Genomic DNA, 14533 nt, shown 5'->3' with positions numbered 1-14533 from the left:
CCCGGTTGCACACGGTTTAGTGCCTGTGTCACTTCACTTCAATCTTTGTGACCGAACTGTCGTTGGCGACCTTGTCGGTGATGTCCTGCAGCGCCTTGGTCAGGCCGGCGGTGTCCAGCTTGCCGTCCAGGAAGGAGTTCCACGGCACCAGCTGGTCCTGGTTCATGCCGTAAAGGTCCACGAAGTTCCACGTGAAGATGTTCTTCTTCGCGTTGTCCAGCATGGAGATCTGGGAAACCAGCGCCGTGGAGCCGAAGCCGTCTGCCGGCACGGTGCCCTTGACGACCGTGGGGGCCAGCTTGGTCTTCGCGAAGTTGACGGCCGATTCCTTGGAGAGCATGGTGCGCAGCAGTTCCTTGCCGGCGGCGGTGTTCTTGCCCTTCGACGGGACAATGTACGGCTCCCCTGCCGCGGAACGGACGCCGATCTGCGGAATCTTCGGGCTCGAGGTGACGACCGGCACAGGGGTCCCGGTCATCTTGAAGCCGGCCTTGGTCTGGTCCTTCATCTCGTTCTCAATCCAGGACCCCGACGGGTACAGCAGGGCGTCCTGGTTGTTGGACCACTGCGCCTGGGCGGCCGTGAACTGCGTTCCGGATCCGCCGGGCTTGACGTAGCCGGCCTTGATGATCTTTTCCAGGGCACTGAAGACGCTCTGGACGGCCGGCAGCGACCAGCAGTTGGGCTTGAGGTTTTCCAGCGCAAGGCGGACCTCGTCGCCTCCCTCCTTGATGGCGGATTCGATGGCCATCGTCTGGTAGTAGGTGGCGGCTTCCTTGCCCCAGAGGAACAGGTACTTGCCCTGGGCCTTGGCCTTGGCACCCAGGTCCATGGCCTCGTCCCAGGTGGTCGGAACCTTCCAGCCGTTGGCATCGAAAAGGGACTTGGAATACCACAGGGCGTACACCGTCAACACGTAGTTGATGGCCGCAACCTTCCCGCCGAACGTCCCGGGGGCCAGGACGCCGTCGTACAGGGTGTCGGCGATCCTGGTGCCTTCCAGGTTGTTCGCTTCGGTGATCGACTTGAGGTCCTCGAGCTGGTCCAGGATGGTGCTGAAGCCGATGGCCTTGGCGCCGGAGTTGTCGATGAGGTCCGGCGGGTTGCCGCCCACGAAGCGGGGTTGCAGCTCCTGGGCGATGTTGGTTGAGGGGCTGATCTTCACGTCGATGCCCGGGTAGTTCTTCTTCAGGATGTCCCCGGCAAAGTCAACATAGTCAATGCCGTAGCCGCCCTTGAAGATGACGGCGTCGAGGGTGCCCGTCTTGGCCACGCCGAACGGGTTGGTGGCCGAGACGGCGCCACCGGCAGCGGTGGACGTTTGGGTGGTGCTGCCCCCGCCTGCACAGGAGGCCAGGGCCCCGCCCAGGGGGACCACAACGGCCGCGGCCAGGGCCCCGCGGAGGAATCCACGCCGTTGCACCGGCTTGTTCAAAATACTCATTTTTTGTACTGCCTTCCATTGTTGGTACGAGCGCTACAGGTACTGCTTTGTACTTTGGGTATGGTTCCGGCTTCGTCCAGTCATGCCTCACGCCTGAGCCGGCCGGCATAGCTGGCCACCAGCGCATTGTTGTGTTCATCGCCGCCCGGGGTGTTTGCCGAAACATAGATGGGCGGTTTTTTCCCCGCACGGATCAGGCATTGGACAGTCTCAATGGTCAACAGCTGCGCAATGTACGCGCCTGTTATCGATGACACCGCCCCCACTCTCCCTCCGCCGGAAATCTCAAGGGTTGTATCGCCAAACGGCGCCCTGTTATCGATAACAATATCCGCAATTTCGCTGAGACGCATCCCACAGGGGTGCTTGCTCCCGACGGCGGCCGTGTGCGCCAGGCTTGTCACGGCTATCACGGTGTGCCCCCGCTCCTTGGCCAGCAGTGCCAGGCCGACCACGGAAGCGTTGACGCCGGAGTTGGAGGCAATGATGAAGATGTCGTGCGGTTCCACGGCCTGCAGCCCAAAAAGTTCCTCCGCGACGCCGTCCTCACGCTCCAGGACGGACCCCGTCGTGGCATCCAGGGCAGCCGCCTCCCGTGTTCCGTGCAGCACCACGTCCCGCAACGCAATCTTGCTGGTGGGGATCAACCCGCCGGCCCGGCCGGCGATCTCCATCGCAAACGCCTCGGAGTGCCCGGTCCCAAAGGCATGGATGACTCCGTCGTTGGCCACGGCGTCCGCGAGGGCGGCGGCCGCGGCGGCCATTCCGCCGCCGGCAGCCCAGCCGGTGATCTCCGCCAGCCGTGAGCTGACTTCCCGGCTGAAGTCCACGATGGCCTCAGACATGCCCGGGGGCCCTTCCCCCTGCACGCTGGAGCCGGCCGCCGCCAAGCTCCCGGCGGGCCGCCCTTGTGGGGCGGCGGTGCGGGGAGACGGCCGCGGCTGAGGCGGCCAGGCTGGCGGCGGACTGGGTGAAGTTCGTTTGGGCCACCAGCAGGTAGATCATATCCAGGACCAGGAGCTGCACGTGCTTGGCCGAAAGGTCGTCCGGCTGGAGGAACTGTTCGTGGACGGAGGTGATGATGGCTTCGTCGGCGATCTCCGCGAGCGGCGAGCCGGGGTTGTTGCTCAACGCCACGGTCAGGGCGCCGGCCTCCCCGGCTTCCCGCAGCATTTCTATGGTTTCCTCCGTGCGGCCCGTGTTGGAAATGCCGATGGCCACCGAGTTGGAGTCCTGGATGGCGGCGCTGGTGAGGCCGGCGTGGACTTCGGACCAGTGGTGGGCATTGACGCCGATGCGGTAGAGCCGCGACTGCAGTTCCTTGGCCATGACGGCGCTGCCGCCAATGCCGTAGATGTCCACATGTGAGCTCATGGCGATCCGGCGGGCAATCTTGTTCATCAGCGCCAGGTCCATGACCGCGGCGGTTTCCTCCAGGGAACGCGTGTGCGCATTGACCAGCGTGCTGAGCACGTCGCCGGCGGGATCGTCGGGGCCAAAAGCGCGCCCAATGTCCGTTTTCCAGGATTCGCGGGCGTCGCTGCGGCCGACGTCCGAGGCGATGCTCACACGGAAGGGCACGTAGCCGGCATACCCGAGCAGGCGGCAGAAGCGCGTCACGGTGGCCGGGGAGGTCCCGGTCTGTCCGGCCAGTTCCAGGATGGACAGTTCCAGGGGGGCCTGTGGTTGTGCCAGCAGGAAGACGCCAATCTTCGCCATCGCGGCCGGCATGTCCGGTAGTTTGGCCTGGATGCGGTTCACCACACCGGCAGCATGTGCCGCCATGGGGGCATCGGTGAACGGTGTCATGTGAAAATCCATTTCCTTTTTGCGATCAATAATTGAAAACTATTATCATCATGAGTGTTAGTCAAGTCACATCGAGGGCACGGAATGGTAACGATGCATAATTTCCTGGCAGTCGACGCCGGTGGAACCTCCACCAGGGCCGTGCTGGTGTCACCCTCGGGCACATGCCTCGGGTATGGCGAATCAGGTGCCGGAAACCCGGTATCGCGCGGATTCCGCGGTGCGGCGGATGCCGTGCTGCGGGCATCCCGGAAGGCCCTTGGCGGGTCCGCGCGCCCGGTGCATTCAGCCACCGTCGCCATGGCCGGGGCCTCCCTGGCGCAGCCGCCGGGGCTGCTCCTGGAACACCTCCGGGAGTTCAATCCGGCGCAGGGCATAACGATTGAATCTGATTTATTGGCGGTATTTTATTCCGGAAGCTATCACGATGCGGGCCATGCCCTCATCGCCGGGACCGGCGCGGTGGCGGCCCGGGTGGAGGGCGGGCGGCTCGCCGCCGTGGCCGACGGCGCCGGGTGGCTTTTGGGCGACAGCGGCTCCGGCTTCTGGCTGGGGCGCGAGGCTGTCCGGGCCGTCGCAGCCGCCCTGGACGGCAGGGGGCCGGGCACCGCGCTGACGGAAGGGGTGCTGGCGCAGCTTGGCCTGCAGGCGGATCCGGCCGTCGGGGCCTCGGGCCGCACGGGCACCCTGCAGCAGCTGATCAACGCCGTGTACGGGTTCATGCCCGTCCAGCTTTCGCGTTTTGCGCCCAGGGTCTTCGATGTCCCCGCCGATCCCGTGGCCCGGGACATCATGGACCGTGCGGCAGCCGCGCTGGCCGGCACGCTGCTGGCCGTCGGGGGTGGCGGGCCGGGCGGCCCGCTTGTGTTTGGCGGCAGCGTACTGACCAAGGGTGCCCCGGTGGCGGCTGCCGTGGTGGAGGAAGTCTCCCTGCGGCGCCCGGGTGCGCGCCCGGTGCCGGTGCTGGTCCACGACGGCGTGGCGGGTGCGGCCGTGCTGGCACTCAAGCGCCACGGTATTGCCGTGGATGCCATCGTCTTTGGCCGGATCGCCTCCAGCCTGGCCGCCCTGCGGGACTGAGCCGCGGGCGGGCCTAGGCGGCGGGGGTGCCGCCGTCGCCCTTTTTTCCAGCCTGCCGGGCGCCCGGCAGGCGGTCGGAGGAACGGCGGTTCACGCCCGAGCCCTCGCTGAGGTAGTCGGGGTTTTCCTTGTGCCCCATGACCAGCAGCGAGGAGATCAACAGCGCCGCGATGAACGCGATGCCAAAGGCGATGCCGCCCAGGTCCCAGCGCAGCCCGTGCACGGTGCCGCCCGCGGACACCACCAGCACCACGATGCCGGCCACGGCCCCCAGCGCAAAGGAAAAGCCCAGGGGGAACTTGATGGAATTGCCCGACTTCGGGCTTTGCGGCTCTTCTTTGCCCACAATGGATCCTTAGGTGTTGTTTGGCACCGGCTCACCTCGGTGCGTTCTACGTTAAGTAGAACAATTGCTTCAAGTTTACTTTCCTTTTGGCGTGCGCGTGTCATGGCGCAGCGTGAGCGCGGACAGCAGCCACAGTGCGCCGGTCATGAGCGCCCCGCCGCCGCTGACGCCCAGCAGCCCGTGCGGGCCGGAAGTGATGAAAAAGGGCAGGAGCACGCCGGTGCCCAAGCCCAGGACGCCGGAAATCAGCCAGTCGCTGCGCAGCTGCGAGCGGGCCGAGGTGAGGGCCGCGTACAGCTCGGCGGCACCCATGACGGCAAGCGCCGCGGCGCCCAGCCACGCCGCCAGCACGGTGCTGACGGCAATGAAGACCACGACGCCGGCCACGGCCAGGAGGGCGGCGGCGCCCATGAGGGCCAGACGCTTGGCATCGCCGCGCGGCAGGGCCAGCCGCCGCACAATCCAGTAGTGCGAGAGGCCAAGCACCACGAAGTACCAGCCGAAGTTCAGGCAGAGGCCCAGCGTGCCCGGGGCCCCGAAAAAGACCGTGATGATGCCAAAGAGCAGCGTGGCCATGGACCGGAACAGCACCGGCTGCCACAACAGGGCCCCGCGGGCTTTGTTCACAGTGGGATGTGCCCCTTGCGGCACGGCAGTTTCACTCACCCCCCAAGTCTAGCCGCGGCCAGCCGGGACCCCCACCTGCATCCACCGTCCCGTGCGGGCGCGCAGCCCCAGCGTCGCGGCCCGGGCCGCCATGTAGCCGAGGCTGAACGCTGCCCACAACCAGCCCAGGGCTGCCGGGCTGCCGCCCGGCACGGCAGCCCAGACCCACCACAGCAGCGGCAGGTAGACGGCCACGTTGACCAGCCCGGCCAGGGCCAGGTACCGTGCGTCACCGGCGCCGATCAGCACGCCGTCCAGCACAAAGACGTAGCCCGCCAGCGGCTGCCCGACGGCCATCACGACGAGGGCGGCGGCGAGCGCCCGGTGGACGCCGGCGTCGTTGGTGAACAGCCAGCCGACGCCGGGGGCGGCCGCCCACAGGGCCACGCCCGTGACCACCCCGAAGCCCAGGCCCCACCACGTCATGGTGCGCGTGAGGACGCGCACGGCCGTGACGCGGCCGGCACCCAGCTCCTTCCCGATGAGCGCCTGGGCCGCAATGGCGAGGGCGTCGAGCGCGAAGGCCAGGAACGTGAAAAGGGTCATGGCCAGCTGGTGCGCGGCCAGGTTGGCCGGCCCCTGGGCGGTGGCCACCACCACGGTGGCGAGGATGGCCAGGCGCAGCGACAGGGTGCGGACCATGAGCCAGCCGCCCACGCGGGAGACCGTGCGGACGCCGGCCCAGTCGGGTCGCACGGACACGCCCTCGGCGCGGGCAGCCCGGGCCACGATCACCAGGTACACGCCTGCCATCCCCCACTGCGCCAGGACCGTGCCGAGCGCCGCGCCGGCCACGGACAGGCCCAGGCCGTACACCAGGGCAAAGTTCAGGGCGATGTTCACGGTGAAGCCCACGCCGGCCACCACGAGCGGGGTCCGGGTATCCTGCAGGCCGCGCAGCACGCCCATGGCCGCCAGGACCAGCAGCATGGCCGGGATGCCCGCCATGCTGACCAGCAGGTACTCGTGCGCGAAGCCCAGGACCACGCCGCGGGCCCCCATCGCGGACAGCACGGGGCCTGCCGCCAGCCAGCCCGCGACGGCAAGTGCCAGCCCCAGGCCCAGGGCCAGCCAGAGTCCGTCGCGGCCCACGGCGAGGGCGTCGGCGCGGCGGCCGGCCCCGAGCAGCCGGGCCACGGCCGGGGTGGTGGAATATGCCAGGAACACCATGAGTCCCACCACGGTCTGCAGGACGGTTGCGGCCAGGCCCACGCCGGCCAGTTCGGCAACACCCAGGTGGCCCACAATGGCGGAGTCGGCGAGCAGGAACAGCGGTTCGGCGATGAGCGCACCAAACGCCGGGACCGCCAGGTGCAGGATTTGCCGGGAGGTGGACTGTCCGGGCGCGGGGGCAGCCGGAGCCTTTTGCGGCACAGGTTTGGGCATGGACCTAGCGTATCGGCGCCGGCAGTGCCCCGGCATCCGCGAGCCCGGCCATGACCGTGTGCAGGGCACGGATGACGTGCTGCACGCCGGTCCGTTCCATCGCCTCGGGCCGGGCCAGCAGGTCGATGTGCCGCCCGAGCCGCGGGGTGCGCAGCGGGACGAGCACGAGTTGTGGAAAGTGCATGCGGTTCACGGTGTACCGCGGCATGAGTGAGATGCAGGAGCCGCGCTCCACGACGGATGCGGCGACGAAGAACTCGTTGATCCGGTGCGCGATCGCCGCCTCCTCCCCTGCCAGCGTGCCGATCAGCTCGATGGCCCCCTCCAGCGGGAACCCGCGGTGCACGGAAATCCACTGTTCGCCGCGAAGGTCTGCGGGGACCAGGCTCTTGCGCCGGGCCAGCCGGTGTCCGGCACCGACGGCAACGTCGAGGGGCTCAAACGCCAGCGCGGTGGCGTGCACCGTCGCCGGCCAGCCGGGGCTGTTGGCCAGCCGGTGGGCCACCACCACGTCGTAGTCGGCCGTGAGGGTGGCAAAGTCCTGTTGGGCCACGTCCTCGTCCGACAACGCCAGCCGCGGGCCCCCGCTTTCGGCCACGGCCTGCTCCAGGGTGCGGAACAGGGCCAGCCCGGCGCTGTGGAAGGCGGCCACGCTGACAGGGGCGCCGGCGTCGTCCGCGAACCTCTGGACGGCCGTTTCCGCGCGGGCCAGCGCCACCTCCACGTCGGCCGCGGCCCGGCACAGCGCCAGGCCCGCGGGGGTCAGTGCGGTGCGGCGGCCCTGTTTGAACGTCAGCGCCGTCCCGGCCTTGCGCTGCAGGGCGGAGAGCTGTTGCGAGACGGACGACGGCGTGACGTGCAGCGCCTGCGCAGCCGCGGCGATGCTTCCCCTCGCCTGGACTTCGCGCAGCGCCCTCAACTGGCCTATTTCCATAAGTTCAAACTAATGCATAGCCCCGTGAATTGGCATCTGGTGCGAAGGTATTTGCGGCGTCAGGATGGAGGCTGTGAAGACCTTGAAGGGCGGCCCGGGCGGCCGCGGCGTGGATGTGGCGCTGCTGGGCGTGGCGGCCGTGTGGGGCGGCAGCTATCTGGTGGCGAAGGAACTGACGGCGGAGGCCTCCGTGCCCGCAGTGCTGGGATGGCGCTTTGTCGTGGCCTCCCTGGCCCTGGGCGCCGTGTGGCTGTGGCGGGTGCGCCGGGTCCCGGGGCGTGCGGAACTGTGGACCGGTGTGCTGCTGGGGTTGACCCAGGCGGCGGTCCTGTTTCTGGAGACCTGGGGCGTGGCCCAGACACGCGCGTCCAAGGCGGGCCTGATCATCAGCCTGGTGGTGGTGTTCACGCCGCTGGTCGATTCCGCGGCCGCGAGGCGCTGGCTGCCGCCCGGATTCTTCGTGGCGGCCGTGGTCAGCGTAGTGGGCGTGGCGCTGCTGGTCTCCGGCGGCGGGTTCCGCGCACCCAACCCCGGCGACCTGCTCATGTTGGCCGCGGCGGCGGTCCGGGCCGGCCACGTGACCCTGCTGGGCACGCTGACCCGGCACAAGCCGTTCAGTTCCGTCACCATCACGCTCATCCAGTCGGCGGTGTGCACGGGGGCCGGCGTGGCAATGGATCCGGCGGGAATGGCAACGGCTGCGTTTGCCTTTGGCCCGTCCGGCTGGCTGCGCGTGCTGTTCCTGGGCCTGGCCTGCAGCGTGTTCGCGTTTTTGGTCCAGCTCTGGGCGGTGCGGCGCACTTCGGCCGCCCGGGCCAGCCTCTTGATGGGGACCGAACCGGTGTGGGCCGTGCTTGCGGGCGTGCTGCTCGCCGGGGAGGCTGTTGGCTGGTCCGGGGCGCTTGGCGCAGCCCTGATCGTGGCAGGATGCCATGCCGGGCAGCGGATCGAGGCCCGGACCAGGCTTGCAGTGCCGGAACTGCCGGGGCTAGTACCCGCCTCCGCCGCTGTCGCTGGCCATGTTGGCAAACCGTGAGTAGTGGCCCTGGAAGCCCACCACGATCGTCTTGGTGGGGCCGTTGCGGTGCTTGGCGACGATGACGTCGGCCTCGCCGGCGCGTGCGGACTCCTTGTCGTAGATGTCCTCGCGGTGGAGCAGGATGACCATGTCCGCATCCTGCTCGATCGACCCGGACTCGCGAAGGTCCGAAACCATCGGTTTCTTGTCCGTGCGCTGCTCGGAGCCTCGGTTCAACTGCGAGAGCGCCACGACGGGCACCTGCAGCTCCTTGGCGAGCAGCTTCAGCGCACGGGAGAACTCGGAGACTTCCTGCTGGCGCGATTCCACGCGCTTGCCGGAGGACATGAGCTGGAGGTAGTCCAGGATGACGAGCTTGAGGTCGTGCTGCTGTTTCAGGCGCCGGCACTTGGCGCGGATTTCCATGAGCGACATGTTGGGCGAATCGTCGATGAAAAGCGGGGCGTCGTTCATTTTACCCATGGTCGTGGCGATCTTCGACCACTGGTCGTCCTTGACAGTGCCCTTGCGGAGGTCCTGCAGGCTGATGGTGGCCTCGGCCGAAAGCAGGCGCATGGCCAGCTCGTTGCGGCCCATTTCCAGGGAAAACACCACCGTCGCCATGTTGTGGCCGATGGCGGCCGACCGCGCCCAGTCAAGGGCGAAGGTCGACTTTCCCACGGCCGGGCGGGCCGCGATGACGATCATCTGCCCCGGGTGCAGGCCGTTGGTCAGTTCGTCGAATTCGTAGAAGCCGGTGGGCACGCCGGTCAGGCCCTCGCCCTTGTGGCCCGACGCCTCGATTTCATCGACCGTGGATTCCATGACGTCCTTGAGGATCACGTAGTCCTCGGTGGTGCGGCGTTCGGCCACGGCGAAGATCTCCGCCTGGGCCGCGTTCACCACGTCCTCCACCTCACCGTCCTGGGCATACCCCATCTGGACGATCTTGGTGCCGGCCGTGACCAGGCGGCGGAGCACGGCGCGCTCGGCCACGATCTCGGCGTAGAAGCCGGCGTTGGCGGCGGTGGGCACGGACTGGATGAGCTGGTGCAGGTAGGCGGCGCCGCCGGCCTTCGCGATCTCGCCGCGCTTGGTCAGCTCGTCGGCAACGGTGACGGCGTCGGCAGGCTCGCCGCGGCCGTATAGGTCGAGGATGGCCTCATAGATGCTCTCGTGGGAGGGGCGGTAGAAATCGTTGCCGCGCAGCACCTCCACGACGTCCGCGATGGCGTCCTTGGAGAGCATCATGCCGCCCAGCACGCTTTGCTCGGCGACAAGGTCCTGCGGGGGCGTCCGGGCGAAGTCCGGCTCCCTGGACGAAACGGCGGTGTCCATTGCTGGAGCTGACATGAGTTGTGCCCACTTTCCTACCTGCTGGCCTGGCATGCTACGCAACCGATTGATTCGGCTTGGAGTGCTTCCTCCCGTCCTACCAGCACATAACGACATTATTGCCGTTCGCGGAGGGGATCCCCTGCAACGGTAGACGCTCTGTGGACAACTGCCAACCTCGTTGTCCACCGACCCTGTGCATAACTTGTGCATTAAGTGCCATGCCTTGTGCACAGGATGGGGAGAACTATGTGGATAAGCAATGAGTTCCATCACCAATCCGGCTCTGACCTGCACAAACACTCCCCACCGCCTGTGGAGGAAAAGAAATTTTCACATCGCTCCCATCCACAACTTGCATGTTGACAAGGAGGAAAATCAAGGGGTGGGCCCGGGATATCCACAGAAGTATGCCCAGCTGTGAATCACGCAGCCCGACAGGGCGGCGCTGACCTGCAGTTATGTACGAAGGCGCATGTACCAGCCGGTAACAGGACCGCCGCGCTGCGGCGCCGGGCTGGCCGGGAACGCCTGAAGGCCGGCCCCCGCGAACGGGAACCGGCCTTCGGGCTGAAGCGTGAAGCGGGCTGTTAGCCGGCCACGACGTTCAGGGTGATGACGGCGGTGACGTCTTCGTAGAGACGCACGTTTGCCGTGTACTTGCCAACCGTCTTGATGTGGGCGGGCAGTTCAACCTTGCGCTTGTCGATGTTGCCGAGACCGGCAGCAGCAACGGCCTTGGCGACGTCGTCAGTCTTGACGGTGCCGAACAGGCGTCCGGCCTCGCCGGCCTTGACGGTCAGCGTGACCGGCTTGGCGGACAGCTCGGCAGCCTGGGCCTGGGCAGCTTCAACGGAAGCGTGCTCGTGGGCGGCGCGTGCAGCCTTGATGGACTCAACCTGCTTCTCGCCTCCCTTGGACCAGGGCAGGGCGAAGCCGCGGGGCAGAAGGTAGTTACGTGCGTAACCGTTCTTCACCTCGACGATGTCGCCCGAGGTGCCGAGACCGGTTACTTCGTGGGTCAAAATGAGCTTTGCCATGTTTATTTATCTCCCTTAACCGCGGCCAGCGCCGGAGTAGGGCAGCAGTGCAACTTCGCGGGCATTCTTGATTGCCTGGGCGATCTTGCGCTGCTCCTGGACCGTGACGCCCGTGACGCGGCGCGCACGGATCTTTCCACGGTCAGAGATGAACTTGCGCAGCAATGCTACGTCCTTGTAGTCGATGACGGTGATGTCAGCGGCCTTCAAGGGATTGGACTTTGGTTTGGGCTTACGGAGTTCAGCCTTAGCCATCGTGGAGCTCCTTAGTGTTCGTGGAGCCCGTGGATATTAATCCGCGGGATGGTGGGTGTGCGGCGGTTGCCGCACTATGTAAAACGTTGTTGCTAGAAGGGAGGCTCAGAATTGTCCGGGCCGGCACCCCAGCCGCCGGTTGATCCGCCGGGCGTTGCCCACGGATCGGAGGCCGGAGCCGATTGCTGCTGCTGGCCGCCGCCCCAGGGGGCGTTGCCGCCACCCTGCTGGCCGCCGCCAAAACCGCCCTGTCCCCCGCCGGCGTTGCCGCCGCCGAAGTTGTTCCCACCCTGTCCGCCGGAGCGCTGGGTGCGGTTGACCTTGGCGTTGGCGTAACGCAGCGAGGGGCCGATCTCGTCGACCTCAAGCTCCATGACGGTGCGCTTTTCGCCTTCCTTGGTGTCGTAGGTCCGCGACTTCAGCCGGCCGGAGACAATGACGCGGGTGCCCTTGGTAAGGGACTCGGCCACGTTTTCTGCCGCTTCCCGCCAGATCGACGCGCGGAGGAACAGCGTTTCGCCGTCCTTCCACTCGTTGGTTTGGCGGTCAAAGGTCCGCGGAGTGGACGCAACGGTGAAGTTCGCTACTGCTGAACCGCTCGGTGTAAAGCGCAGTTCGGGGTCACTGGTGAGATTGCCAATGACCGTAATAGTGGTTTCGCCTGCCATCTGCTCCTGCTTCCTGCTTGGGTGTTTTCCTACGGTGAAAAACTTGTGGGGCGGGCCGAAATTACTCGGCCACGACCTTCTGGTCTTCCGGACGGATGATCTTGGTGCGCATGATGGTCTCGTTGAGGCCAAGCTGGCGGTCAAGTTCCTGGGCGGTAGCCGGCGTAGCGGTGAAGTTCACCACGGCGTAGATACCTTCGGACTTCTTCTTGATTTCGTACGCCAGGCGGCGACGGCCCCAGATGTCTACCTTTTCGATGGTTCCACCATCGGTGGTGATGACATTGAGGAACTTCTGAAGAGACGACTCTACGGTACGCTCGTCGACCTCGGGGTCGATGATGACCATCAATTCGTAAGGACGCATATGTGAACCCACCTCCTTTGGGCTAAGCGGTTACGGTCTTTCCGTAACAGGAGGTTCATTTGCGGTGCCTGCGGACCCCGTTTGTCCACCGCAAGGTGGGCAGGGGCCGGCACAGACTTATCCATCTTAGCTTACGCACGACGCCGGGCGCTCCCCCTTTCCCGTAAGCCCCGCCACAGCGCGGGGCCGGGCCTGCCCGCGCCGCGGCCCCGCCCGTGGCATGATCTCCCCATGGAAACCACACGTGCCCAACACCGCAAGCGGCGCCTGGCCGTCATGTTCCTGGCCGGGCTGGCCGCGGCGGCGGCCACCGCCGTATTCGGCGCAGGCGTGTACGCCCCCGCCATCGGCTGGTCCGTGGCCGCCTTGATCTACAACCTGTGGGTGTGGCTGGTTATCGCCCCCATGGACAGCCGCCGCACCGCAGCCCACGCGCTGGAGGAAGATCCGGACCGGCGCACCTCGGACCTGCTGATCCTGCTGGCGGCGCTGGGTTCGCTGGCCGCCGTCGTGCTGGTCATGGTGGGCAGCAAGGACGTCACGGGCGGGGCCAGGCTGCTGCTGGCGCTGCTGGCCTTGGCGTGCACGGCCTTGTCCTGGCTGCTGGTGCACACGCTGTTCACCCTGCGCTACGCGGAAATCTACTACGCGGGCGAGCCGGGCGGCATCAGCTTCAACCAGGACGCGCCGCCGCAGTACACCGACATCGCCTACATGGCCTTCAGCGTGGGCATGACCTACCAGGTTTCGGACACCAACATCACCACGCGGCCCATGCGTTCTGCGGTGCTGAGGCACAGCCTGCTCGCCTTTGTGTTTGGCACCGGTATCCTGGCCACCACCATCAACCTGGTGGTGAGCCTGGCCTCGTAGCCCTACACCGCCGTGCGGAAGAACGTCTCCGTGATGCGGGCCAGGTGGAAGGGGTCCTCCACCCCGCACAGCTCCCGGGCCGAGTGCATGGACAGCAGGGGCGTGCCCACGTCCACGGTGCGGATGCCCAGGCGGGTGGCCGTCAGCGGGCCGATTGTGGAGCCGCACGGCACATCGTTGTTGGAGACGAATTCCTGGTATGGTGCGCCGGCCGCGCTGCACAGCCCGGCCCAGATGGCGGCACCCGTGGCGTCGGTGGCGTAGCGCTGGTTGGCGTTGATCTTCAGCAGCGGGCCGCCGCCCAGCACCGGCAGGTTCGCCGGGTCGTGGCGCTCGGAGTAGTTCGGGTGGACTGCGTGGCCGGCGTCGGCGGAGAGGCAAAAGGAAGTGCTGAAGGCGCGACGCCGGTCGCTCGCCGAGGCGCCCAGGCCGTCGGACACGCGGACCAGGATGTCCTCGAGGAGGGGGCCGCACGCGCCCGAGCGCGAGCCCGAGCCGATCTCCTCGTGGTCAAAGGCCGCGAGGACGGGAATGACGGTGTCCGCGGCGGTGCCGGGGGCCGCGGCGTTGATGAGCGCCGCCAGGCCGGCGTGGACGGACGTCAGGTTGTCCATCCGGCCGGCGGCAAAGAACTCGTTGTTGGCGCCGAAAACCTGTCCGGGCTGGGTGTCCGCCACCACGATGTCGTAGCCGCCGATGGCGTCGGCGTCCAGGCCGGCCCTCTCGGCCAGCAGCCCCAGCAGGTCCGCCGTGCCGGGGTGGCCTTGGCCCCAGATGGGGTTCATGTGCTGCTGCTTGTCCAGCTTCAGCCCGTCGTTGGCCCCGCGGTCCAGGTGGATGGCCAGCTGCGGGAAGCGCAGGAGCGGCCCGGTGGCCACCAGCGTTTCGGTGCCGTCCAGGTCCACGAGGCGGCCGGCGAACTGGAGCTCGCGGTCCAGCCAGGAGTTCAGCAGCGGCCCGCCATAGACTTCCACGCCTGCCTGGAGCCAGCCGAACCGGCCCGTGGTGGGCTTGGGCTTGAGCTTGAAGGAGGGCGAGTCCGTGTGGGCTCCGAGGATGTTGAACCCGGTGGTGGCGGTGGCGTTCTCCGGCACGGCCCAGGCGATGATGGCGCCGTCGCGGATCACAAAGTGCTTTCCATGGGCGGGCCAGTCGGCGCGTTCGTCCAGCCGGGTGAAGCCGGCCGCCGCCAGCCGCCTGGCCGCTTCATGGGCGGCGTGGAAGCTGGACGGCGACGCTTCTATGAAGTCGCGCAGGTCCTGGATGTGCTCAACGGAAGTCATGCTCCGATTCAATCACGGCTTCCGCGCCG

Annotated in this window: 16 protein-coding genes; 3 read left to right on the top strand and 13 right to left on the bottom strand. The window is 67.2% G+C overall.

Annotated elements, in window-relative coordinates:
- Positions 1 to 28 precede the first annotated feature (28 nt).
- The 3 genes from ngcE to MMF96_RS06850 all read right to left on the bottom strand — a co-directional run bounded on the left by ngcE (position 29) and on the right by MMF96_RS06850 (position 3253).
- The gene (gene ngcE, locus MMF96_RS06860) at positions 29 to 1444 is read right to left on the bottom strand and encodes an N-acetylglucosamine/diacetylchitobiose ABC transporter substrate-binding protein (protein ID WP_256883024.1); all 1416 of its coding nucleotides are present in this window, start codon (positions 1442 to 1444) and stop codon (positions 29 to 31) included.
- Between the two features lie 80 nt (positions 1445 to 1524).
- Complete coding sequence (locus tag MMF96_RS06855) at positions 1525 to 2289, bottom strand: sugar isomerase domain-containing protein (RefSeq protein WP_256883023.1); 765 nt, start codon at positions 2287 to 2289, stop codon at positions 1525 to 1527.
- Entirely contained in the window at positions 2282 to 3253 is a 972-nt protein-coding gene (locus MMF96_RS06850) for a MurR/RpiR family transcriptional regulator (protein WP_218063172.1), read from the bottom strand. Before MMF96_RS06850 ends, MMF96_RS06855 begins: the two co-directional genes overlap by 8 nt.
- Before the next feature lie 93 nt (positions 3254 to 3346).
- On the opposite strand from MMF96_RS06850, the gene MMF96_RS06845 reads away from it, so the two are divergent.
- A complete protein-coding gene (locus tag MMF96_RS06845) occupies positions 3347 to 4333 on the top strand; it encodes an N-acetylglucosamine kinase (RefSeq protein ID WP_176617395.1) in 987 nt (328 codons plus the stop codon).
- A gap of 13 nt (positions 4334 to 4346) precedes the next feature.
- Here the strand turns inward: MMF96_RS06845 and MMF96_RS06840 are convergent, their stop codons facing one another.
- From MMF96_RS06840 to MMF96_RS06825, 4 genes are all read right to left on the bottom strand, one after another.
- Positions 4347 to 4679 (bottom strand): hypothetical protein, encoded by a 333-nt coding sequence (locus MMF96_RS06840; protein WP_256127945.1) that lies wholly within the window; start codon positions 4677 to 4679, stop codon positions 4347 to 4349.
- A 75-nt stretch (positions 4680 to 4754) separates the two neighbouring features.
- Positions 4755 to 5345 (bottom strand): DUF308 domain-containing protein, encoded by a 591-nt coding sequence (locus tag MMF96_RS06835; protein ID WP_176617396.1) that lies wholly within the window; start codon positions 5343 to 5345, stop codon positions 4755 to 4757.
- Positions 5346 to 5354: 9 nt separating this feature from the next.
- Entirely contained in the window at positions 5355 to 6731 is a 1377-nt protein-coding gene (locus MMF96_RS06830) for an MATE family efflux transporter (protein WP_256883022.1), read from the bottom strand.
- Between the two features lie 4 nt (positions 6732 to 6735).
- Entirely contained in the window at positions 6736 to 7665 is a 930-nt protein-coding gene (locus MMF96_RS06825) for a LysR family transcriptional regulator (protein WP_256883021.1), read from the bottom strand.
- Between the two features lie 73 nt (positions 7666 to 7738).
- Here MMF96_RS06825 and MMF96_RS06820 point away from each other — a divergent pair, with 73 nt between their 5' ends.
- Entirely contained in the window at positions 7739 to 8701 is a 963-nt protein-coding gene (locus MMF96_RS06820; RefSeq protein ID WP_256883020.1) for a DMT family transporter, read from the top strand.
- On the opposite strand, the gene dnaB is transcribed toward MMF96_RS06820, so the two are convergent.
- From dnaB to rpsF, 5 genes are all read right to left on the bottom strand, one after another.
- Complete coding sequence (gene dnaB / locus MMF96_RS06815; protein ID WP_176617400.1) at positions 8654 to 10036, bottom strand: replicative DNA helicase; 1383 nt, start codon at positions 10034 to 10036, stop codon at positions 8654 to 8656. The genes MMF96_RS06820 and dnaB overlap by 48 nt on opposite strands.
- A 572-nt stretch (positions 10037 to 10608) precedes the next feature.
- Positions 10609 to 11058 (bottom strand): 50S ribosomal protein L9, encoded by a 450-nt coding sequence (rplI, locus tag MMF96_RS06810; protein ID WP_176617401.1) that lies wholly within the window; start codon positions 11056 to 11058, stop codon positions 10609 to 10611.
- Between the two features lie 15 nt (positions 11059 to 11073).
- On the bottom strand, positions 11074 to 11313 hold the full coding sequence (rpsR, locus tag MMF96_RS06805; protein WP_003800144.1) for a 30S ribosomal protein S18: 240 nt from the start codon (positions 11311 to 11313) through the stop codon (positions 11074 to 11076).
- A 92-nt stretch (positions 11314 to 11405) separates the two neighbouring features.
- The gene (locus MMF96_RS06800) at positions 11406 to 11981 is read right to left on the bottom strand and encodes a single-stranded DNA-binding protein (protein ID WP_176617402.1); all 576 of its coding nucleotides are present in this window, start codon (positions 11979 to 11981) and stop codon (positions 11406 to 11408) included.
- A gap of 61 nt (positions 11982 to 12042) precedes the next feature.
- Positions 12043 to 12348, bottom strand: coding sequence for a 30S ribosomal protein S6 (gene rpsF / locus MMF96_RS06795; RefSeq protein WP_176617403.1), 306 nt, complete (start codon positions 12346 to 12348; stop codon positions 12043 to 12045).
- Positions 12349 to 12579: 231 nt separating this feature from the next.
- Here rpsF and MMF96_RS06790 point away from each other — a divergent pair, with 231 nt between their 5' ends.
- Positions 12580 to 13221 carry a DUF1345 domain-containing protein gene (locus MMF96_RS06790; RefSeq protein ID WP_256883019.1) on the top strand — a complete coding sequence of 214 codons (642 nt, stop codon included), beginning with the start codon at positions 12580 to 12582 and terminating at the stop codon, positions 13219 to 13221.
- A gap of 2 nt (positions 13222 to 13223) precedes the next feature.
- Here the strand turns inward: MMF96_RS06790 and MMF96_RS06785 are convergent, their stop codons facing one another.
- Entirely contained in the window at positions 13224 to 14504 is a 1281-nt protein-coding gene (locus tag MMF96_RS06785; protein ID WP_256883018.1) for a M18 family aminopeptidase, read from the bottom strand.
- Positions 14505 to 14533: the final 29 nt, after the last annotated feature.

This window comes from Arthrobacter sp. STN4 (assembly GCF_024539665.1).
In the GTDB taxonomy this organism is placed as follows: Bacteria; Actinomycetota; Actinomycetes; order Actinomycetales; family Micrococcaceae; genus Specibacter.
The sequence above is the reverse complement of the archived record's forward strand: the minus strand, read 5'-3'. Positions and strand labels throughout refer to the sequence as shown.